The sequence below is a fragment of the Plantactinospora solaniradicis genome (assembly GCF_042658085.1).
GTDB classification, from domain to species: domain Bacteria; phylum Actinomycetota; class Actinomycetes; order Mycobacteriales; family Micromonosporaceae; genus Plantactinospora; species Plantactinospora solaniradicis.
This window is the reverse complement of sequence record NZ_JBHSPR010000007.1, coordinates 305,954-327,408: the sequence shown is the minus strand read 5'-3', so window position 1 is coordinate 327,408 and position 21,455 is coordinate 305,954. Positions and strand designations below refer to the sequence as shown.

The window sequence follows — 21,455 nt, the reverse complement described above, 5'->3', positions numbered from 1 at the left end:
CTTCTCGTTCGGGATCGCCGGTGGTGGTCGGTAATAGCGGCCAGAAACTGACCGCTATGGGCCGTAGCGTCGAGGTTGCCAGCACGGCGAGGCGAATCCGAGGCGAAGGGTCATGACCATGGCGACGACCACATCCGAGAACATGACGACAACATCCGAGAACGTGGCGACGACATCCGAGGACATCCTGACCGGCGAGCGGGCGGACCTGCTGGAGTCCCTGGGTAAGGCGCGTTTCTTCCTGGGCTTCACCGCGCGTGGGCTCAGCGACGAGCAGGCGGCCACCCGCAGCACGGTCAGCGCACTCTGCGTCGGCGGGCTGATCAAGCATGTCACGGCGGTGGAGCGAGCGTGGGCCCGGTTCATCGTCGAGGGGGCCGCGGGGATGCCGACCGGCGACGATCCCGCCGCCTACGAGGCGCATGCTGCCGGGTTCCGGATGCTGCCGGGGGAGACCCTGGCCGGAGTGCTGGAGGCGTACGAGGAGGCCGCGCGCCGTACCGACGAGTTGGTGCGTACGCTGCCCGACCTCGACGCCGGTCACGAGCTGCCGTCCGCGCCGTGGTTCGAGCCGGGTGCGCGGTGGAGCGCGCGGCGGGTACTGCAGCACATCATCGCGGAGACCGCACAGCACGCCGGGCACGCCGACATCATTCGGGAGGCCATCGACGGCTCCAAGTCGATGGGCTAGCGACAGGTTGGGGCGGGCGGTGGGTCAGGACGTGGGTCAGGGGGCTGTGGCGGGTTTCCTGGTGGGATCGGCCGGGGTGGCGTCGTGACTGGGGCGTCCGGTCAGGACCTGGGGGCCGGAAGCCGTGACGGCGAGCGTGTGTTCGGAATGGGCGGTGCGGGAGCCGTCGGCGGAGCGGATCGTCCAGCCGTCGTTGTCGTACTTGATTTTGTCGGTGGAGCGGCAGAACCAGGGTTCGATGGCGATGGTGAGGCCGGGGACGAGTTTCAGGCCTCGGCCGGCGCGGCCGTCGTTGGCGACGTGCGGGGCCTCGTGCATGGTGCGGCCGATGCCGTGACCGCCGAACTCGGCGTTGACGCCGTAGCCGTAGGAGCGGGCGACCTCGCCGATCGCGGCCGAGACGTCGCCGAGGCGACCGCCGGGCTGGGCGGCGGCGATGCCGGCCTCCAATGCGACCTCGGTGGCCTCGATCAGTTTCAGGTCGGCCGGGTCGGGGGTACCGACGATGACGGACAGCGCGGAGTCGGCGACCCAGCCGTCGATGCCGGCCGCCATGTCGATGCTGAGCAGGTCACCGTCCCGCAGGACATAGTCGTGCGGCAGGCCGTGCAGCACCGCGTCGTTGACCGACAGGCACAGTACGTTGCGGAACGGGCCGCGGCCGAACGAAGGGGCGTAGTCCCAGTAGCAGGATTCGGCGCCGCGTTCCTTGATCCGGCGGCGGGCGTGGTGTTCGAGGTCCATCAGGTTGACGCCGACTGCGGCGACGCCGCCCAACTCGGCGAGCAGCTCGCCGACGAACTGGCCGGTCACCGCCATCCGGCCGATCTCCTCGACGGACTTGAGCTCGATCACGACAGCCTCCCTCTCCCTAGGCGGTATTTTTATACCACGCCGGGTCGGGGAGGCTCCGGCGGGATATCCTGCTGACATGGTTCGCCAACCACTCACCGCCGAACAGATCGCAGCGGGTCAGCGCCTCGGAGCCGCCCTCCGGGCCGCGCGGGCCGGCCGCAGCCTCGTCGAGGTGGCCCTGGCAGCCGGCATCTCCCCCGAGACGCTGCGCAAGATCGAGGCGGGCCGCCTTCCCGCGCCGGCGTTCGGCAGTGTGGTCTGCCTCAGTCAGGCTCTCGACGTCCCCCTCAGCGACCTGGCCGACGTCTGGCTGGCCGACATGCCTATCCGTCAGGCGTCCTGAAGACCGGCCACCCAGATACTCCGGTAGGAGATCCTGTCGCCGGCCCGCCGGTGATGCCGACCAGCGTGTGCCCGAGTGGTGAGGCGTGGGACAGCTGGACCGGCGCATCAGAAGGTGCGAATACCCGACAAAAAACGGGGTCGAAAAGCGTTGCTCCCATCGATAGTCTTTCATTCAGCTGTCGGGGATAGCGATGGAAGGGGGCACACGGGGGGCCCAGTCGACCTGAGGGCCGATGGTCATGATTCCTGATCTGGCCACTGTGGATTGGGCACTTGAGCCCTGATAGCACGATCATTCTTCTCTCGTGGCCGCAGCATTCGGCCGCAATCACTGCTATTCATCTGCGCATTCTTCGCCATGCGCTGATCTGGCATGCCCTGAATCCGTAATGCGCCGAGTTCTTCGGGCGCTGAACTCGTCATGCCCTGATCGGTTCCCGGCGACCGATGTGGCCGAGCGATACGGCCAGGACATTCCGACGAAGGGTACGGCTGGCGTGGCACGTTTCAGACGATTCATCAGCTTCGGATTGTTGCCCACCTTGGTGCTGACCCTGGCGGCCGCCATACCGACACCGGCCGCCACGGCGGCGCCCGCGGCCGCCAGGGCCCGGCCGGATGGGCAACCCCGCTCCGACGGTCCCCGGCCAGCGGTCGCGTCGTGTCCGGCGCCGACCCGTTCCCCGGCGACCACCGCCAGCCGGCAGGCGCCCGCTCCCCGGCCGCTCCGCACGGCCACGCTCCAGGTCGAGGGCGCCTACTCGGCCCCCGACGCGCCGCGCCGGATGATCCCCTCCGACGAGTACCCGATCCAGGTGACGGTCCGGAACACCACCGCCGGCACCCTGCCGAAGAGCACGTACGCGCTGTCGTACCGCTGGTTCACCCCGGACGGCCGGGACCGGACCACGGGGTCGAACCGGCTGGAGACCGCGCTGCCGACGGACCTGGCGCCCGGGGCGTCGGTGCTAGTGGAGGCGAAGGTCAAGGCCCCGAGCGAGAGCCTGCTCGGGCAGGATCGCGAGCGGTACGTCCTCGCCTGGGACCTGCGGAACCGGGACCGTCGCACCTGGCTCTCCGAGACCGCCGACGTGGCGCCGCTGCGCCAGGACGTCACCGTCGAGCACCCCACCTCCAACCAGCTCGGCCTGGAGAACTTCTACCAGTACGCCGGCACCGCGACAGGGGCCGGCTCCGGCCTCTCGGTCAACGCCTTCTCCGGCAACGCCGTCCTCGACTACACCCCGATCGCGAACCCCAGCCGGGGACCGGTCACCTTCGTCCGGCTCGCCTACAACAGCCAGGACGGCTCGACCTCCTCGCTCGGCTCCGGCTGGTCGCTGGCCACCTCCACGCTGACCCGGCTCGGCTCGCCACTGGAGTTCCAGGGCCTGTTGGGTGACCCGGAGCGGGTGACGCTGGTCGACGGGGACGGCACCGGCCACCACTTCGCGCTGAACCGCCACGACAGCCTCGACCGGGCGAAGTGGACCTACGACAGCCCGGCCGGCGTGCACCTGCTGTTGCAGCGGACCGGGGATGACGACGACGCCCGGCGCTGGTCGATGACCGGCCCGGATCGGACCCGGATGTACTTCGACGAGCGCGGCTACCAGACCGCGACGGTCGACCGCAACGGCAACGAGCTGACCTTCGAGTACGCGCAGGCCACGGTCGGCAACCGGCACACCGGCGTACTCACCGGGCTGGTCGACGCCACCGGGCGGCGCACCCTCACTCTCGACTACTACCAGCGTGGCGACGACTACGCGTACTTCGTCGGGACGGTCAAGCGGCTGGCGCGGAACCTGACCAACGCCGACATCGAGCACCAGCTCCGCTCGATCACCGACGTCTCCGGCCGCACGCTGACCTTCACCTACAACGAGGGCGGGGAACTCCAGGAGATCGTCGACGGCGCCGGTACCCCGCAGGCGCGGGCCTTCGGCTTCCACTACGACGACGGCCGGCTGGTCCGGGCGGTCGACCCGAACGGCAACCACACCGACATCGCGTACCACGACAGCGGCGCCGGGTCGCTGCTGCGCGGCCGGGTCGCCGAACTCACCGACCGCCGGGGGCACGGCACCGACTTCGGGTACGCCGACGCGGACGGCGCGGACGGGTCGAAGCTGACCGCCACGGTGACCGACGCCAACGGTCACCCGACCCACTTCTTGCTCGACGGCTACGGCAGGGTGGAGCGGCTGACCAACGCCAAGGGTGAGGTCACGCAGCTCGTCTGGGACGCCGACAACAACGTGGTCCGGCTGCGCGAGCACAACGGCGCCCTCGCCACCTGGGTCTACGACCAGAAGACCGGCTACCCGCTGGAGATCCGGGACGCCGAGGCGAACGCGCACGACCACCCGCCGACCCGGCTCGGCTACCGGTTCGCGCTGGACGGGCACGTCGCCGACCTGACCGAGAAGACCTCCCCGGAGGGCCGGCGCTGGCAGTTCGTGTACGACGACCGGGGCAACCTGGTCGCGGTCACCGACCCGAAGGGGACGGCGAGCGCGGCGGACGGCGACTACACCAGCCGGTACGTCTACGACGAGTTCGGCCACCTGGTCACCACCACGGACGCGAACGGCAACCCGACCACGTACGCCGACTACGACGTGAACGGCTATCCGAGGCGGATCACCGACGCACTCGGCTGCTCCAGCTTCTTCAGTTACGACGCGACCGGCAACGTGCTGTCCACCGTCGACGCCCGGCAGAAGACCCGCACCTTCACGTACGACATCCTCAACCGCCCGCTGACCACGAGGATCCCGAAGGACGCGGCGGCCGGCGAGTACATCGTCACGCCGGGGCCGAAGTACGACGCGAACGACAACATGATCACGCTGACCGCCGCGAACCGGGCGGTGACCACGGCGGCGTACGACGAGAACGACCAGTTGGTGGCGTTGACCGCGCCCCGGGAGTCGGCCGGCGAGCCGGCGAAGACCAGCACCCTCCGGTACGACCCGGTCGGGAACCTGCTGGCGGAGACCCGTCCCAAGGGGCGCTGACCCGTGACGATCCGAACGACTTCGTCACCCGCTACACCTACGACGAGCTGAACCGGCGGTTGACCGTCACCGACCCGCTCGGCGAGCGCAGCACGGCGGCGTACGACTCCGTCGGCAACCTGGTGACCCAGGTCGACCCGAAGAAGAGCCGGACCCCGGACCCGAACGACTACACCACGAAGCACGAGTACGACCTGAACCACCGGGTCACCGCCGTGGTCGACGCGGCCGGGCACCGGACCAGCGTCCGGTACGACCGGGACGGCAACGTGGTCGAGACGACCGACCAGGAGGGCAACACCAGCCTGTTACGGCTGGACGAGCGGGGCATGGTGGCCGAGAGCCGTACGCCGCACTCCCGCGACGGCGGCGACATCCGCTACTTCACCAGCCGCTACGAGTACGACCAGGTCGGCAATCCGACCCGGACCACACTGCCCCGTGGGACGGAGACCGCCGACCCGAACGACTTCGTGCAGACCGTCGTCTACGACGAGCTGAACCGGGTCAAGGAGAAGCACCTCCCGTTCGCCGCCGACGACGAGACGGTCAACGCTCCGGACAAGATCTTCTACGGGTACGACCAGGTCGGTCAGCTCACCGAGGTCAGTGCCCCGCCGTCGGATGGGCAGAGCGTCCGCAACGTCACCCGGCAGACCTACTACGACAACGGCTGGCTGCGCAGTTCCGTCGACCCGTTCGGCATCCGCACCAACTACGACTACAACACGGTCGGCGCGCAGACCTCCCGCACCTTCCTCAGCGCGGGCGGCGGCTCCAGCCGCACCATGTCCTGGGAATACCACCTCAACGGCAAGCTGAAGTCCCGCTCCGACGACGGGGTGCCGGTCGGCCAGCACGTCGTGCTGGTGGACAACTCCGACGCCAACCACACCGAGGTCACCGGCGGGTGGCGGGTCGTCGAGGGCGACGGCGGCGACCACGAGGGGTACGACTACCGGGTCGCCACCGCGACCGATGGCAGCTTCACCTGGAAGGCCGACATCCCGGCCAGCGGCAACTACGACGTCGCCGTCCGGTTCCCGCGCGGCGCCGCGACCAACGCCCGCTACACCGTCGAGCACAACGGCGGCAGCACCACCCGCGCCGTCGACCAGACCCAGGACGCGGGAGAGTGGATCAACCTCGGCCGGTTCGCCTTCACCGAGGACAACCTGCGCAACATCACGCTCTCCGGCGATGCGGACAATCCGGTGGTGGCCGACGCGGTGCGGCTGGTCCGGGACAACAGCGGCGACGTCGACACCGAGAAGAAGACCTTCCAGCACCGGTACGACGTCAACGACAACCTCGTCCAGATCACCGACGCCAGTTCCGGCGCCCGGACCGACGAGTACACCGTCGGATACGACGCGCTGGACCGGGCGACCTCGATCGAGGAGCGCAAGGACGGCGCGCTGCGCAACACCACCAGCTACGAGTACGACCCGAACGGCAACATCGAGGCCTGGCGGCACGACGACCAGACCGCCACCTTCGCCTACGACGCCCGGGACCTGGTGGAGCGGATCACCAACCGGGCCACCGGCGAGGGCGCCGAGGACAGGGTCACCACGTTCAGCTACACCGCCCGATCCCAGGTACGACAGCAGGTCAAGCCGAACGGCAACACCGTCGACTTCGAGTACTACCTCGACGGGCTGCTGCGGCACCAGGTGGAGAAGAAGTCCGGCGACACGCTGGTCAACGAGCACACGCTCGAATACAACGCCAACTCGCACAAGACCAAGGACACCGCCCGCCGGCAGAACGCCGACGACCACAGCGCGTACCTCGACGACGTCTTCAGCTACGAGTACGACCCGCGCGACCGGGTCCGCAAGGTGACCAAGTCGAGCACCGACGGTGACGAGAAATCCACCGAGACGTACCGGCACGACGCCAACAACAACGTCATCGAGCAGCAGATCAAGGACGACACCACCACCTTCCGGTACGACCGCAACCGGCTCGCCTCCTCCACCGTCGACGGCACCACCTTCGTCTACGGCTACGACCCGTTCGGCCGGCTCAGCCGGACCAGCACCGGCGGCGAGCAGACCGAGCGCTACATCTACGACGGCTTCGACCGCACCGCCGAATACCGGCAGGGCACCGGGGCCGCCACCAACACCACCCGGTACGCGTACGACCCGCTGGACCGGACGGTGAGCCGGACCGCGAAGGCGGGCGGCGACGACGCCAAGACCACCACCCTGGACTACCTGGGGCTGACCCAGCAGGTGCTCACCGAGCGGGTCGACGGCGAGCTGCGCAAGTCGTATCAGTACTCGCCGTTCGGAGAACTGCTCGGGCAGCTCAGCGTGCCGGAGAACGGCGAGCGGGAGCAGTCGTACCACGGCTACAACGCGCACGCCGACGTGGAGAGCCTGACCAACTCCGAGGGCAACAACATTGCCACCTACGGCTACACGGCGTACGGCGGCGACGACACCGACTCCTTCACCGGCGCCGACAAGCCCGACGCCGGCAACCCGGACGCCGAGCCGGCTAACGTCTACCGGTTCAACACCGCCCGCTGGGACTCGGCCTCCGGCAACTACGACATGGGGCTGCGGGACTACAGCCCCGGGGAGAACCGGTTCCTCTCCCTCGACCTCTACAACGGCGCACTGTCGGACCTGTCGCTGTCGATCAACCCGTTCACGATGAACCGGTACTCGTTCGGCGGCGGCAACCCGATCAGCATGGTCGACCTGACCGGGCACTGGCCGTCGTTGAGCGACATCGGTCACATCGCGCTCGACGTGGTCGGGCTGGTGCCGGTGGTCGGCGAGGTCGCCGACGTCGCCAACGGCATCTGGTACCTGGCCGAGGGCAACGAGGTCGACGCGGCGCTCTCACTCACCTCGGCGATCCCGCTCATCGGGTACGGCGCCACCGCGGTGAAGACCGGCAAGCACGTCAAGAACGGCGTCGAAGCGGTCCAGGCCGGCACCAAGACCGCCGACGACGTGGCGGCCGGTGCTCGGGGCGCACCTCCGGCGAAGACCGGCGGGGACGCTCCACCCGCTCCTCCGGCCAAGGGTGGTGGAGACGCGCCACCGGCACAGTCCGGCGGCAACACGCCGGCAGCACCGACCGGACCCGCCAAGCCGGCGCCGCCACCCCAGGCACCGCCCGCTCCGCCGACCGCGCCGAAGCCGCCGCGATCGGGGCCCTCCTGTCCGCTACCCGGGAACAGCTTCACTCCCGATACCCAGGTGCTGCTCGCCAACGGCACGACAAAAGCGATCGAGGACGTCGAGGTCGGCGACGAGGTGGTGGCGACCGATCCGGTCACGGGGTTGACCGAGTCCCGGCCGGTGGTCGCGCTGATCGTCGGCGAGGGTGCGAAGGACCTGGTCGAGGTCACCGTCGACACCGACGGGGCCCGGGGCGATGCCACCGGCACCGTGATCGCCACCGCCGACCACCCATTCTGGCTGGACGCCGAGGAGCGCTGGGCGGACGCCGACGACCTGGCGACCGACGACTGGCTCCGTACGGACGACCGGGGACTGGTCCAGGTCCTCTCCGTACGCGCCTGGAACCAGCAGCAACGGGTGCACAACCTGACCGTGTCCGACATCCACACGTACTACGTGCTCGCGGGCACCACGCCCGTCCTCGTGCATAACTGTGAACCAAGCATTCAAACGATGTATGAAAGCGCGACGAAGGGGCGCGGATCATCGGCGGCTGCTCGGTCCTATGCCAAGCACATGAACCGCCCGAACACCTCACTGTTCCCGGTAAGCTCAGGGCTTGACCGAGCGGATCTATCTGAACATCTCGTCGCAGACCTACTGACCAACCCGAAGGCCGCGCGGCAATCCTTCACCAGCGACGAAGGAGTCGATGTAATCGACATTTGGCTTCCTGATATCGGAGCCCGCTGGACCAAAGATGGAAACTTCGTCGGATTCCGAGAAGTTCCGGATATGCGAAGGGGCAGGCCGTGACCAGACCCTCTGCGGATGAGATGGGCGTTTTACGGAAAATCCAGGCCGACTTGGGTGGCCTCGTTGAGGTCATGGTTGTCGGGACGACAGCCAGCGACTGGATGAGTGCGATGACGGCGCTGTCTGACTCAGGTTTCGACGTCCACGTCTTCGATACAGATACGTCTTCGCCTATTCCTATGGAGCCTGCAGTGTTCACATGGGGTGAAGACTCGCCGTATGCGATGCGCATTCGCGCGGGTGATCAAGTCTGGACAGCATCGCTATATGATCCAAATGTGATCAGCCTTCAGTGCGAGGCGGACGAGTTTCGAACGATCCAGGACGTACAAGAAGTCAAGCGCCTCATGTCCGTCCTGAGTGCCGCAGTTGGAAAAGACTCGATCCTGGCTCCCGAGTCGGCCTATCCGGGTCAGCTCCGTCCATACCTACACGTGCATCGATAGCTCCCGTCAAGTGTGCCTGATGGGGCTACCGTCCGGGAATTCAATCCCCTCAGCGGCCCTGCGTAATGGTCTCTGTACTGCTGGTTCCGACATGGCGGGAAGTCGGAGCTGCACGAAGCACGAAGCACATCTGTCGACGACGGAAGAGGAGTGAAGGGATGCGGAGATTCCCCCTCAGGGCCATAGCGGGGTTGGCGGTCGCGGCGATGGTGATAGCCGCAACCGGCGCACCGGTCCAGGCTGACGACGACCGGCTGCCGCTGCCGAACTACGGGGACATCGTGGTCGACGACGTCCATGACCGGGTGTTCGTCAGCGGCGGCCCGACCACCAACGGGATCGTGGTGACTGACTTCTCCGGGCGGGTGAAGAAGACCATCACCGGCCAGCCCGGGGCGACCGGCCTGGCGCTGAGCGCCGACAGCACGACGCTCTACGCCGCGCTGGCCAGCGGCGACGCCATCTCGGCGATCGACACGACGACGTACGCCGAGACGGCCCGTTACGCGGTCGGGTCGCAGACCTGCCCGACGCATCTGGCCCGGACCGGCACCACGATCTGGTTCGGGTACGGCTGCGAGACCGACTGGACCGGAAAGATCGGCGCACTGGACACCGCCGCCGCCCCGCCGGTCATCACCCTCGACCGGCAGGGCGACGCCATCTTCCAGCGGGCCCCGTTGCTCGGCGCGGTGACCGCCGACGCCGGGCCGCTGGTCGCCGGGCAGCTCTCGCTGAGCCTGTCGACGGTACGGGTCTTCTCGGTGGCCGGCGTCGAGCTGGCCGAGGGCGCGACGGGCGACGTGGTCGGCAGCAGCCTCGCCGACCTCGCGCTGAGCCCGGACGGTGCCACCCTGTTCACCGCCTCCGGGTCGCGGGACCACGCCGAGGCGTTCGCCCCGGCAGACCTCGCCCGCCGTGGGGCGTACGCGACCGGATTCCGGCCCAACTCGGTGACCGCCTCGCCGGACAGCCGGTACCTCGCCATCGGCCGCAACACCAGCGGCCGCGAGGACGTCCTGGTCTACGAGGTGGGCGGCATCCTGCCGGAGAAGAAGGTCGACCTGGACAGCGGCGAGCTGGCGGCCACCCGGGGCCTGGCCTGGTCCGGTGACCTGAAGTACCTGTTCGTGGTGACCCAGCGGGCAACCAGCAGCGTTCCGGCGCTGGAGGTGGTCTCCCGGCCAACCGGCTGAGCCGTCGGCATCCACCCTTCTCCACCGCCGCCTGGCGGGTCGACCTTCCCGGTCGCCCGCCGGGCGGCGCCACGTTCTCGCGGGGATGCCGGCCGGCGACGATCCCACCAGGTAGGAGGCGCATGCGGCCGGGTTCCGCATGCCGCCGGGGGAGACCTGGCCGGGCGCTGGAGGAATACGAGAACGTCGCCCGGCGTACGAGCTGGTGCGTACGCTGCCCGACCTCGACGCCGGGCACGAGCTCCGCCTTGCCGCGCGCTGTCGGGACGTCGTGGTCCACCGTCTGGGAGTACGGTGCGGCATGGGCTTGCACAGTGGATACCTCGTCGCCACCACGTCACCCGCGAAGCTGCTGGAGGAGCTGTCGCGGCACGCGGGCGAGTTCATCCCCGACGTGGTCGTGGACCGCACCTCGGAGGCCGAGATCGACTCCAGCCAGTTCGACCTGCTACTCGGCGGAAGCGACGACCGGGCGTTCCTGCTCGACACGTCGATGATCCTCTCCGACAGTCCCGACATGATCGTCGCGATGTCCGCCGAGTTGGGCACCGTGGTGGGCGCTGGCGCCGAGACCGTGTCCGGGACGTACTGGCTGACGGTTGCCCGTGACGGCGAGCCGCTGAGGTACGTCTACGCGTCGCACGCGAGCCTGACGCAGGGGATGGCGATGGGCGATCCGTTGCCGAGCGAGGAGGAATGTCCGCTGGTCGACATCAGCGGCCAGGGGGTGTTCGCCGCACTGGCGCTGTTCGGGCTCGACCCATCGCCCTGGCTGGCGTCCGGGCCGGCCACGATCGTCAGGTACGACGCCGCCCGGTTCCCGGCCGACGGACCCATCGCCGCCGTGGTCGCCGAACACGCCAAGCAGCACAGCCGTCCCGAGGGCGAGTGGTTGAGGGAGATCACGGTGGTATCCACCGAGGGAGGCGTGCGCGGCTGACCCGGCATCCACCGATTGGTTGATCGGCGGACCCACCGCGCCCCGCGCCAGCCGTGGCTGCGTGGTCGATTCGGCGCCGGATCGCGGACGGCAGGCTTCCGGTATGGCAATCATCGAGGTGGAAAGCCTCGTCAAGCGCTACGGCGACCACACCGTGGTGAACGGGGTCAGCTTCGCCGTCGCGCAGGGCGAGATCTTCGGCATCCTGGGTCCCAACGGGGCCGGTAAGACCACGACGGTCGAGTGCGTCGAGGGGTTGCGTACCCCGGACGGTGGCGCCATCCGGGTCTGTGGCATCGACCCGCAGCACGACACCGGTGAGCTGCGGCAACTGCTCGGTGCGCAACTCCAGGAGAGCGAACTGCCCGACAAGCTCAAGGTCGGCGAGGCGATGGAGCTGTACAGCTCCTTCTACCGCGAGCCGGCCGACTGGCGGGATCTGGTCGACACGCTGCGACTCACCGGCAAGCTCGACACGCAGTTCCGGCGGTTGTCCGGCGGGCAGAAGCAGCGGCTGTCGATCGCGCTCGCGCTGGTCGGCAACCCGAAGGTGGCGGTGCTCGACGAGCTGACCACCGGCCTGGACCCGCAGGCGCGACGCGACACCTGGGACCTGATCGAGGACATCCGCGACCGGGGCGTGACGATCCTGCTGGTCACGCACTTCATGGAGGAGGCGGAACGGCTCTGCGACCGGCTCGCCGTGATCGACTCGGGTCGGCTCGTCGCGCTCGACTCTCCGGCCGGGCTCGTCGCGAGGGTCGACGATCAGCAGCGGATCCGGTTCCGGCCGTCGGCGCCGCTGGACCACGCCGTACTGACCGCGTTGCCCGAGGTGACATCGGTCGAGCGGGCCGGCAGCCAACTCGTGGTGACCGGTACGGGAAACCTGCTGCTCGCGGTGACCACCGTGCTCGCCCACAACCAGGTCGTCGCGGCCGACCTGCGGATCGAGCAGACCTCGCTGGAAGACGCGTTCGTCGCGCTCACCGGCCGAACCATCGACGCCTGAGGAGACCACGTTGTCCGCCCTGTCCCGGCTCACCGTCACCGAAACCAAACTGTTCTTCCGCGAGCCGATGATCGTGTTCTTCGCGCTCGCGTTCCCGCCGATCCTGCTCGCCATTTTCGGGGCGATCCCGCCGTTCCGCGAACCCGACGAGTCCCTCGGCGGCCTGCGGGTGATCGACCTGTACGTGCCGATCGTCGTGGCGATGGGCCTCGCCATGTTCGCCCTCAACGGCCTGTCCCAGCTCTTCGCGACGTACCGGGAGCGGGGCGTGCTGCGCCGCATGCGGACCACTCCGGTCAGGCCGCGGGTCATGCTCGGCGCGCAGTTGCTGATGTCCACGATCCTGTCCGTGGCGACGATGGCGGTCGTGCTGGCCGTCGGCCGGCTGGCGTTCGGCGTGCGCCTGCCCCGGCAGCTACCGGCCTACCTGCTGGGTTACGTGTTGGCGGCGCTGGCGATGTTCGCGATCGGCCTGCTCGTCGCCGCGCTCGCGCCGACCGGCAAGAGTGCCGGCGCGATCGGCACCGTGCTGTTCTTCCCGATCGTCTTCTTCGCCGGCCTCTGGATACCACGCGACAGCATGAACGACGTGCTGCGCACGATCAGCGACTTCACCCCACTGGGCGCTGCCGTGCAGGCGATGCAGGACGCCACGGCCGGGCACTGGCCGCAGCCGCTGCACCTGGCTGTCATGCTGGGGTGGTCGATCGTGGCCGGTGGGTTGGCCGCACGGTACTTCCGCTGGGAGTGAGGTCGTGAGCATCGAGGCGGAGCTGCGTGCGGAGTTCGACCGCTGGGAGCGCAAGGAGATCGCGCTGTTCAAGGCCCTTCCGTACCTCCTGCTGGCGGCCAGTAGCCTCCTCACGCTGCTCCAGCCGGCCTGGGACATGCCGGTGCACGTCCCGACGGTGCTCGGGCTGACGCTCGCGACCACGCTCTGGTTGCTCTTCTTCCACACCCTCCACCCGGAATGGCACGACCGTAGCCCGTTGATGGGCCTGTACTACACGGGCCTGATGGTGCTGGCCGCCGGCCTGGTCGCGGGGGCGCCCATCTATGCCCTCTTCACCTTCGTCGGCTACCCCCAGGCGATGGTGTACCTGACAGGCCGCTGGCGCTATGCCGGCGTCGTCGCCACGGCGACGATCTCGGCGGTGGGATACCTGGGTGGGGCCGCCGAGATCATCGCGGGGGCGTGGGGAGAATGGCTCGCCATCAGCGTGGTCAGCGTCATGGTGGCCGGGGCGTTCTTCTACTTTGCCGAGTTGGCCGACGAGCGCAACCACAAGCAGAAGCAGGCGCTCGTCGAGTTGCACGAGGCCAACGTCAAGCTGGAGGCGGCGCTGGAGGAGAACGCGGGCCTGCACGCCCAACTGCTGGTCCAGGCCCGCGAGGCCGGGGTGCTCGACGAGCGGCAGCGGATGGCACGGGAGATCCACGACACCCTCGCCCAGGGCCTCGCCGGCATCCTCACCCAGCTCCAGGCGGCCGAGCAGACCCGGGACCAGCCGTCGACGTCACGGCGGCACGTGACGAACGCGATGAACCTGGCCCGGGACAGCCTCACCGAGGCCCGCCGGTCGGTCCACGCGGTGGAGCCGGCGATGCTCGCCGAGGCCCGCCTTCCGGACGCGATCAACGAGGTGGCCAGGCGCTGGGCGGAGGTGTACCACATCGACACACTGCTGACCACCACCGGCGACGCCCGGCCGATGCACGTCGACGTAGAGGTGGCGCTGCTCCGGACCGCGCAGGAGGCGCTGGCCAACGTGGCCAAACACGCGCGGGCGAGCCGGGTCGGCCTGACCCTGTCGTACATGGAGGACCTGGTGACCCTCGACGTACGGGACGACGGGATCGGCTTCGAGCCCGGTGCCAAGCGTGCCAATGGTTCCACGAACGGCGGGTTCGGGCTCGGCGGGATGCGGCAGCGGGTGCAGCGCCTCGCGGGCCGGTTGGAAATCGAGTCCGAGCCGGGTGGCGGCACGGCGATCTCGGCAATCGTGCCGGCAATTCCCCCAGGAGGTACAGATTGATCTCAGTGCTGATCGTCGACGACCACCCGGTGGTCCGGGACGGGTTGCGGGGCATGTTCGGCGCCGACCCGCGCTTCGAGGTGCTCGGCGAGGCCGGCGACGGCGCCGAGGCGATCGTCGCCGGGGAGAGGCTCCGGCCCGACGTGATCCTGATGGACCTGCGCATGCCGGGGACCGACGGGGTCGCCGCCATCAAGGAACTGGCCAGACGCGGTGTGCCGGCCCGGGTCCTGGTGCTCACCACGTACGACACCGACAGCGACGTCCTGCCCGCGATCGAGGCCGGCGCCACCGGCTATTTGCTGAAGGACGCGCCGAGGGAGGAGCTGTTCCGCGCGGTCGAGGCGGCCGCGCGGGGACAGGCCGTACTTTCTCCCGCCGTCGCGACCCGGCTGATGGGGCAGATCCGGCAGCCGGCCTCGGAGCCGCTGTCGCAGCGCGAGCTGGAGGTCCTGGAGCTGATCGCCCAGGGCTCGACCAACCGCGAGGCCGCCAGACAGCTTTTCATCAGCGAGGCGACGGTCAAGACGCACCTGCTGCACGTGTACGCGAAGCTCGGCGTCAACGACCGGGCGGCGGCCGTCGCCACCGCCTTCTCCCGCGGCTACCTGACACCCCGCGGCTGACGTCAGGAGTCCTGTGCCCGCTCTGCGGACGGAGACGAATCACGCGCAGGGTAGCCGAGAAGCTCGACAAGGTTGCCCGTCGTCTCGGCGAAGACCTCGTAGATATCGTCGTCGAAGTGATTGCGCCAGTCGCCGGCCGCTCCTTTTCGATAGTGGGAGACCGACGCCACTGCCTCCCCGCCACCCCGCATCCTCGAGAAGCTGTATCGGGAGAGCAGGGCTGCCAGCTCGGATGGCGGGATCGATATCCCGCAGTGGCGCATCATCTGATCCACTTCTTCCGCCTGCCGCTCCCCGGTCAGGTCCTCGTACCGGAACAGACGGACGGCATCCGTAGGCGGAGCGGTCGCCCACGACCGGAGGGCCCGGAAGGTGCCCTTGTCCTGGAGATACTGGATGACGTGCAGCAGCCCGTCTTTGAACGTCTTCTCCCGCAGTGCGCTCCGCACCTCCATGATGTCCCCCATCGCGGTGTGCGTGTTCCGGTAGGAGAAGTAGCCGGAAACGACGATGTCGCGCGGGTCCCGAAGGATGAAGATCGCCCGGTAGCGCTCGGGCTTCGGGATGGTCATGAAGGCTTTGTGCGAGACGAAGAGGGACGAGACCACACGGTCGCGCGGCAGGGCTTGCGGATAACGCCACTTGTGGGGGCGCGGGTCGTGTGGCAGTAGACCGGAGTAGCGATAAACAATGGGGTCGCTCAACAGGGATTTGATCCATTGGCTGGCCGTCTTGCGTATCGTGCAGTGGAAGATGTTTTCGTACTCACTCCGCGTTTCCACCGGAACCGCGAGTTGCAGTCTGGCGTTGTGAGATGCCGACATCACCCGACGCGCGACCACACGCACCGAGTTCGGTGTGTGGTGCTTGGTGAACGTCACGGCACGCTTCATCATCGCCTAACCCTCTCCATACCTCGACGGTCGGTAACCTCGCAGGACGGTCGAGCACCTGCTCAGGTGGCAGCCCGCCACCCTTGGAGTACCTCATCCTGCGGCCGTTAACGATACATCGATTAACATATCGTTCACATACCGACCAGGCGTCAGCCACCTCCGCGCTGCTCGCCAACGCATGTGGACGGTGGGCGCGGCGCCGTCCCGCCCGGCGCAGCGGTCCAGTTGGCGACACTGCAACCAGCCAACTACTTACAGTAACTAGCGTGGCTTTCAGAAAGCCTGCTGCCGGTGCGGTGAGCGTCGGCCTGACGCCGAGGAAAGACCATGCGCTCTCGTACCCTGCCAGTCCCTGCCGTGTTCGTCGCCCTGGCCGCCGCGCTGGTCGTGGCCGCCGGACCGCTGCCGGCGTACGCGGCCACGCCGGTCCGGTGCGGCGGCACCGTCACCACCGATCTCACCCTCACTGCGAACCTGAGCTGCCGGGGCGACGGGCTGATCGTCGGCGCGGACGGGGTGACGGTCAACCTGAACGGTCACACCATCTCCGGCTCGGCGGCCGGCACCGGCATCCGGGCCGTCGGGGTGGCCGCCCCGCGCATCCGCAACGGTGTGATCCGCGGTTTCACCATCGGGGTCTGGCTGGAGGCCACCCGCGACGCGAGGCTGACCGGGCTGCAACTGCTCGACAACGGCGGCGGTACGGCCTTTGCCCCGGCCAGCGTCTACGCCGACCAGGTCAGCGGGCTGCTGATCCAGGGTGGTCGGATCGTCCCGCGTTCCGGGCCGCCGCCGACGCTGGCGTACGCGATCCGGACCGCCGGGGCGAAGGGGCTGGTGGTCCGCGGCGTCGACGTGACCGGGTTGACCGACCTGAGCAGCGGCAGCAATGCGGCCCAGGTCGTCGGCAACACCTTCCGGTACGGCGGCCTGAACCTGTCCGAGTCGCACGACGCGGTCGTCCGGAGGAACAGCTTTCTCTGGGCCGGGATCAACATCTCCGAGTGCAACCGGGCGCAGGTCCTCGACAACGTCCTGACCAGCGGCCGGGGAATCCGGTCGACATTCACCGACGGCACCCTGATCCGTGGCAACCTCGTGCGGGACACCCAGTACGGGGTGTACACCGACGTCGTGACCCACCACCTGCGGGTCGAGGGAAACACCTTCGACGGCAACCGGTACGGCGTGCGCGCCGACGTGCACGTCCTCGGTGAACTCGACGGCCTGTTGGTCCGGAACAACCGTTTCACCGCCAACGACCAGGCTGGGATGTTCCTGGAGGCGGACATCATCGGGACCGGGCCGGCCCGGGTGACCATCTCCGACAACCGGTTCACCCGCAACGGGTACGCCTCCACCGATCTCGACTCCGCCTACCGGTGGATCGACGACGGGCTGCACACCAATGTCCCGGTCGGCTCGGCGGTCGTGGTAGCCCGGAACCTGACCAGCCACAACGCCGAGTTCGGCATCGAGGGGTCGCCCGTCGGCAGCGTCCGGGACGGCGGCGGCAACGTCTCGACGGGCGACCCAGCCGGATGCATCGGCGTGACCTGTGGCTGAAGAGGTCCAGGTGTTCCCGACCTGGCGGGTCAGCCTTTCACGGCTCCGGTCAGCCCTCCGACGATCCGACGCTGGAACAGGCTGAAGAACAGCAACGCCGGCAGCATCGACAGGGAGGTGAACGCCAGCACCTTGGCCGTGTCGACCGAGTACTGCGACGCGAAGGCCTGCACGCCGAGGGGCAGCGTGAAGGTTTCCTCCTTGTTGAGGAGGAAGAGCGGCAGCAGGTAGCTGTTCCAGCTGGTGATGAAGGTCAGGATGGCCACGGTGATGACACCCGGCATGGCGAGCGGGAGCACCATGCGCCAGAAGAAGCCCAGCCGGCTGCATCCGTCGATCGACGCCGCCTCCTGGATCTCGTCCGGGATGGCACGCACGAACGGGACCAGGATGATGATCGTCATCGGGATGGCGAACCCGATCTGCGGGAGGATCACCCCCGGCAGCGTGTTCATCAGTCCGAGGGTCCGGACCAGGATGTAGAGCGGGGTGATCGCCACAGTGATCGGGAACATCAGGCCGGCCGCGAAGAGCGAGTACATCGCTCCCTGACCGCGAAACCGGTAGCGCGCGAGGATGAAGCTCGTCATGAGGCCGAGGGTGACCACACCTGCGGTGGTGAACCCGGCCACGATGGTGGAGTTGAGCACCTGACCCCAGAACACCTCGCCGCCCAGCACGTCAAGGTAGTTGTCTACCTCCCACGGGCTCGGCCACCCCGCCGGGTCGGTGGTGATCTGCGCGTTCGTGCGGAAGCCGCCGAGGATGATGTAGACGACCGGGGCCAGCATCGCCCCGATGAGCAGCAGCGCGACGAAGTACACGGCCGGGCTTCCCCACGCCACCTTCCGGCTGGCCCGGGTCGGCCTGCGCGCGGCTACGGCAGTCGCGGCCATCAGTTCTTCCCTCCGGTGAGCGCGCCCGCGGTGTCACGGCGCAGGACGAACCGTTGATAGATCAGCGCCGCGATGAGCGAGATGAAGAACAGGACCACAGCCACGGCGTTGCCGTAGCCGTACTCTCCCGCGTTGCGCCCGTTGGTCAGCATGTACGTGGCCATCGTCGATGTACCGGCCGTCGACGAGACGTACTGTCCCCAGATGATGTAGACAAGATCGAACAGTTGTAGGGCACCGATCATCGACAGGAATGCCCAGATCCGGATCGTCGGCCCGAGCAGCGGCAGCGTGATGCGGCGCTGGATCTGCCAGTAGGACGCCCCGTCGATCGCGGCAGCCTCCGTCAGCTCGTCCGGGATGCCCTGCAATCCGGCGAGGAAGAGGATCACGGCGAAGCCGATGTACTTCCAGGTGAGGATGCCCATCAGGGTCCAGATCGCCTTCTCGGGGTCGGCGAGCCAGTCGCTGCGCAGCCAACCCAGTCCGAGATTCTCGAGGAAGGCGTTGAAGGCGCCGTTGCCTTGGAGCAAGAGGCTCCAGCCGGTGCCGACGACCACCTCGGAGATCACGTAGGGGACGAAGACGAGTACCCGGATGAGGGTCTGCCCCCGCATCTTCCGGTTCAGCAGCAGGGCGAGCAGGACGGCTGCCGGTCCCTGGGTCACCAGCGACAGTACGACGATCGCCGCATTGTGCTGTAGGGCGTCGATGAACGTGCCGTCCTGGAAGATGAGCAGGTAGTTGCTCAGGCCGACGAACTCCGTGGGCGGGCCGTACCCCTGCCAGTTGAAGAAGCCGTAGTAGGCGGCCATGGCTACGGGGAGGATGACGAAGGACAGGAACACGATCAGTGTCGGCCCCGTCATCAGCGCGATCTCCAGCCGGGCGGGCCACCCGATGCCCTTCCGGGGGCGGCGCCCGGTCGGGGGCGGCGCGACGGACGCGCCACCCCCGACCGTCGTAGCACCCACGGACCGGTCCTGCGCGAGGTTTACGCTCTCGCGGTCTGTCTCGAACATGGTGGACGGATCTCTAAGACCGCTTGGCGGCGGTCTTGACCGCGCTGACGATGTCCTCGGGGCTGCCCTTACCGGCCAGCAGGTTCACCACGGCGACGTTGAGGGCGTTGCCGACCTTCTGCCCGTAGACCGTGTCGAGCCACTGCGAGACGAACGGGGCCTTGTTGTAGGCCGCGAGCACGGACTTCAGATGCGGCTCGGTCACCGCGCCCTGGGCCTCGCTGTTCACCGGCGGCGCCTGGAAGCCCTTGTAGTAGGCCTCCTGCACCGGCGTCTGCAACATGAAGTTGAGGAAGGCGGTGCACTCTGCCTTGGGAGCCTTTGCCGAGCAGGAGTAGCCGTCGACGCCGCCGAGGATGGCGCCGGGCTCACCCGCGCCGCCGTCGATGCTGGGGAAGGGGAACCAGTCGAGGTCGGGCAGCGGCTTCTGGTCCGGCGTCAACGAGCCGATGACGCCGGGGTTCCAGGCGCCCATGAGTTCCATCGCCGCCTTGTGGTTGGCGATAAGACCGGCCGAGCTTCCCGCGCCCTGCTGGGCCGAGGTCGTGAGGAAGCCGTTGTTGAACGGCTGGGTCGCGGCGAAGTTCTTGACGTCCTGACCGGCCTTCAGCCAGCAGGGATCGTCGAAGCTCATGCTGTTGGCGGTCTCGGTGACCGTGGTGGTGCTGCACTCGCGCAACGCGAAGAAGTAGTAGTAGAAGGCGGCCGGCCAGGCGTCCTTGGCTCCGAGGGCGATCGGCTGGGTACCGTCGGCCTTCAGCTTGTCGACGGCGGTCTGCAGCTCGGTGAGCGTGGTCGGCGTCTGGGTGATGCCGGCCTTGGCGAACAGGTCCTTGCTGTAGAAGAAGCCGCCGGGCAGGACCGCCACCGGCATCGCGTACACCTTGCCGTCGATCGTCTGCGCCTTGAACGAGCCTTCCGAGACGACCTTCTTGGTCGCGTCGGAGATCCCGCCCGTGATGTCCATCAGCTGGCCGGCCTTGACCATCGCGGCCATCTTGCCGCCGCCGCGCTGCATGAACACGTCAGGGGCGTCCCCGGAGTTCAGGGCGGTCTGCAGCTTGCCGTCCAGGTCCTCGTTCTGGATCGACTGAATCTCGATCTTCACGTTCGGGTTGGCGGCCTCGAAGTCGGCGACCGTCTTGTCCCAGAAGGCCTTGCCGGGACCCGTCGTCGCGTTGTGCCAGAAGCTCATCGTGACCTTGCCGCCGCTGGAGCCCCCGTCTCCTGAGTCCCCACCACAGGCGGCCGTTCCCAGAACACCCGTCGCCAGGACTACCGACACAGCGAGTAGTTTTCTTGCCCTCATCAACCTGTCCTCTCTGCCGAGTGCGCCCAGACGAACTCCTCTGGCGAACGGGAACGCCGGACCCGTTCATCCATCGTGGACGCGAGGGCTGCTGTCCCCTCTTTGTCGACGGGCCCCGTCCAGCGGCCGGGCTCACAGCCACTCGCGGCCGTCACCTCGACCATCGGACGTCACATCACCTGGCTATCGACGGCCAAAGACTTGCAGACCGATCCGAAAAATACAAGACACGTTTCTGAAACTTCCAGGACCCGAGGGAGTCGACCGTCGTTCCACCATCGGTGGTGCGGAATGCCAGCTCCGTCGCCTCCACCGGGGTGAACTTGACTACCCCACAGACCACCTCCTCGCGCCCGTCCGCGAGCGTCTGGTTCTGGCTCCTCCGAGAAGCAGGTGGATGACCGACTATCGGGTTGTGGCCGGCAAGGCCACGGCGTTCGTATCGGAGAAGTTCCGGAAGTTACGGTTTCGTGTGGGTGACGATGCGTGAGGTGGTGGTCGACCCTGCGACACTGGCGGCAGTCGCGCTGGCGTTCCGGGCCGCCGGCGTACGGCGAACGCCTGTGGGTTGGTGGCCATGACTTCTAAGCGTGGTGGCGGAACTACTGGCCGTGCTCACCGACGGGAAGTT

General features: G+C 68.1%; 17 protein-coding genes. 12 read left to right on the top strand and 5 right to left on the bottom strand.

Features of this window, described 5'->3' with window-relative positions; translation table 11 throughout:
* The first annotated feature begins 163 nt into the window (after positions 1-163).
* The gene (locus tag ACFP2T_RS07530) at positions 164-691 is read left to right on the top strand and encodes a DinB family protein (RefSeq protein WP_377419033.1); all 528 of its coding nucleotides are present in this window, start codon (positions 164-166) and stop codon (positions 689-691) included.
* A gap of 36 nt (positions 692-727) precedes the next feature.
* Here ACFP2T_RS07530 and map read toward each other — a convergent pair whose 3' ends face one another.
* Complete coding sequence (gene map, locus ACFP2T_RS07525) at positions 728-1,546, bottom strand: type I methionyl aminopeptidase (RefSeq protein ID WP_377419031.1); 819 nt, start codon at positions 1,544-1,546, stop codon at positions 728-730.
* Between the two features lie 76 nt (positions 1,547-1,622).
* Between map and ACFP2T_RS07520 the strand changes: the two genes are divergently transcribed.
* From ACFP2T_RS07520 to ACFP2T_RS07475, 10 genes are all read left to right on the top strand, one after another.
* Complete coding sequence (locus ACFP2T_RS07520; protein ID WP_377419028.1) at positions 1,623-1,889, top strand: helix-turn-helix domain-containing protein; 267 nt, start codon at positions 1,623-1,625, stop codon at positions 1,887-1,889.
* 535 nt (positions 1,890-2,424) lie between these two features.
* Entirely contained in the window at positions 2,425-4,914 is a 2,490-nt protein-coding gene (locus ACFP2T_RS07515) for a DUF6531 domain-containing protein (protein ID WP_377419026.1), read from the top strand.
* Positions 4,915-4,973: 59 nt separating this feature from the next.
* Positions 4,974-8,879 (top strand): golvesin C-terminal-like domain-containing protein, encoded by a 3,906-nt coding sequence (locus ACFP2T_RS07510; RefSeq protein ID WP_417629202.1) that lies wholly within the window; start codon positions 4,974-4,976, stop codon positions 8,877-8,879.
* A complete protein-coding gene (locus tag ACFP2T_RS07505) occupies positions 8,876-9,325 on the top strand; it encodes a hypothetical protein (RefSeq protein ID WP_377419023.1) in 450 nt (149 codons plus the stop codon). Before ACFP2T_RS07510 ends, ACFP2T_RS07505 begins: the two co-directional genes overlap by 4 nt.
* Positions 9,326-9,483: 158 nt before the next feature.
* Positions 9,484-10,521 (top strand): YncE family protein, encoded by a 1,038-nt coding sequence (locus ACFP2T_RS07500; RefSeq protein ID WP_377419021.1) that lies wholly within the window; start codon positions 9,484-9,486, stop codon positions 10,519-10,521.
* A 301-nt stretch (positions 10,522-10,822) separates the two neighbouring features.
* Positions 10,823-11,461: a hypothetical protein gene (locus ACFP2T_RS07495; protein ID WP_377419018.1), complete on the top strand. Its 639-nt coding sequence runs from the start codon at positions 10,823-10,825 to the stop codon at positions 11,459-11,461.
* A gap of 103 nt (positions 11,462-11,564) precedes the next feature.
* Entirely contained in the window at positions 11,565-12,473 is a 909-nt protein-coding gene (locus tag ACFP2T_RS07490; RefSeq protein WP_377419016.1) for an ABC transporter ATP-binding protein, read from the top strand.
* Between the two features lie 10 nt (positions 12,474-12,483).
* Entirely contained in the window at positions 12,484-13,224 is a 741-nt protein-coding gene (locus ACFP2T_RS07485) for an ABC transporter permease (RefSeq protein ID WP_377419013.1), read from the top strand.
* Positions 13,225-13,228: 4 nt separating this feature from the next.
* Entirely contained in the window at positions 13,229-14,509 is a 1,281-nt protein-coding gene (locus tag ACFP2T_RS07480) for a sensor histidine kinase (protein ID WP_377419010.1), read from the top strand.
* The gene (locus ACFP2T_RS07475; protein WP_377419006.1) at positions 14,506-15,135 is read left to right on the top strand and encodes a response regulator; all 630 of its coding nucleotides are present in this window, start codon (positions 14,506-14,508) and stop codon (positions 15,133-15,135) included. Before ACFP2T_RS07480 ends, ACFP2T_RS07475 begins: the two co-directional genes overlap by 4 nt.
* Before the next feature lie 2 nt (positions 15,136-15,137).
* Here the strand turns inward: ACFP2T_RS07475 and ACFP2T_RS07470 are convergent, their stop codons facing one another.
* Entirely contained in the window at positions 15,138-16,031 is an 894-nt protein-coding gene (locus ACFP2T_RS07470; protein WP_377419003.1) for a sulfotransferase domain-containing protein, read from the bottom strand.
* A 327-nt stretch (positions 16,032-16,358) separates the two neighbouring features.
* Here ACFP2T_RS07470 and ACFP2T_RS07465 point away from each other — a divergent pair, with 327 nt between their 5' ends.
* Complete coding sequence (locus ACFP2T_RS07465) at positions 16,359-17,597, top strand: right-handed parallel beta-helix repeat-containing protein (RefSeq protein WP_377418999.1); 1,239 nt, start codon at positions 16,359-16,361, stop codon at positions 17,595-17,597.
* A 29-nt stretch (positions 17,598-17,626) separates the two neighbouring features.
* Here the strand turns inward: ACFP2T_RS07465 and ACFP2T_RS07460 are convergent, their stop codons facing one another.
* The 3 genes from ACFP2T_RS07460 to ACFP2T_RS07450 all read right to left on the bottom strand — a co-directional run bounded on the left by ACFP2T_RS07460 (position 17,627) and on the right by ACFP2T_RS07450 (position 20,710).
* A complete protein-coding gene (locus ACFP2T_RS07460) occupies positions 17,627-18,493 on the bottom strand; it encodes a carbohydrate ABC transporter permease (protein ID WP_377418997.1) in 867 nt (288 codons plus the stop codon).
* Positions 18,493-19,467, bottom strand: coding sequence for a carbohydrate ABC transporter permease (locus ACFP2T_RS07455; protein ID WP_377418994.1), 975 nt, complete (start codon positions 19,465-19,467; stop codon positions 18,493-18,495). The genes ACFP2T_RS07460 and ACFP2T_RS07455 overlap by 1 nt, the downstream gene beginning before the upstream one ends.
* Before the next feature lie 61 nt (positions 19,468-19,528).
* Entirely contained in the window at positions 19,529-20,710 is a 1,182-nt protein-coding gene (locus ACFP2T_RS07450; RefSeq protein ID WP_377418992.1) for an extracellular solute-binding protein, read from the bottom strand.
* Positions 20,711-21,455: the final 745 nt, after the last annotated feature.

Bases quoted from the DNA above. Each gene is read 5' to 3' on its own strand.
- ACFP2T_RS07520 (WP_377419028.1), top strand. From the start codon at position 1,623: ATGGTTCGCCAACCACTCACCGCCGAACAGATCGCAGCGGGTCAGCGC.
- ACFP2T_RS07500 (WP_377419021.1), top strand. From the start codon at position 9,484: ATGCGGAGATTCCCCCTCAGGGCCATAGCGGGGTTGGCGGTCGCGGCG.
- ACFP2T_RS07495 (WP_377419018.1), top strand. From the start codon at position 10,823: ATGGGCTTGCACAGTGGATACCTCGTCGCCACCACGTCACCCGCGAAG.
- ACFP2T_RS07490 (WP_377419016.1), top strand. From the start codon at position 11,565: ATGGCAATCATCGAGGTGGAAAGCCTCGTCAAGCGCTACGGCGACCAC.
- ACFP2T_RS07470 (WP_377419003.1), bottom strand. From the start codon at position 16,031: ATGATGAAGCGTGCCGTGACGTTCACCAAGCACCACACACCGAACTCG.
- ACFP2T_RS07465 (WP_377418999.1), top strand. From the start codon at position 16,359: ATGCGCTCTCGTACCCTGCCAGTCCCTGCCGTGTTCGTCGCCCTGGCC.
- ACFP2T_RS07460 (WP_377418997.1), bottom strand. From the start codon at position 18,493: ATGGCCGCGACTGCCGTAGCCGCGCGCAGGCCGACCCGGGCCAGCCGG.
- ACFP2T_RS07450 (WP_377418992.1), bottom strand. From the start codon at position 20,710: ATGAGCTTCTGGCACAACGCGACGACGGGTCCCGGCAAGGCCTTCTGG.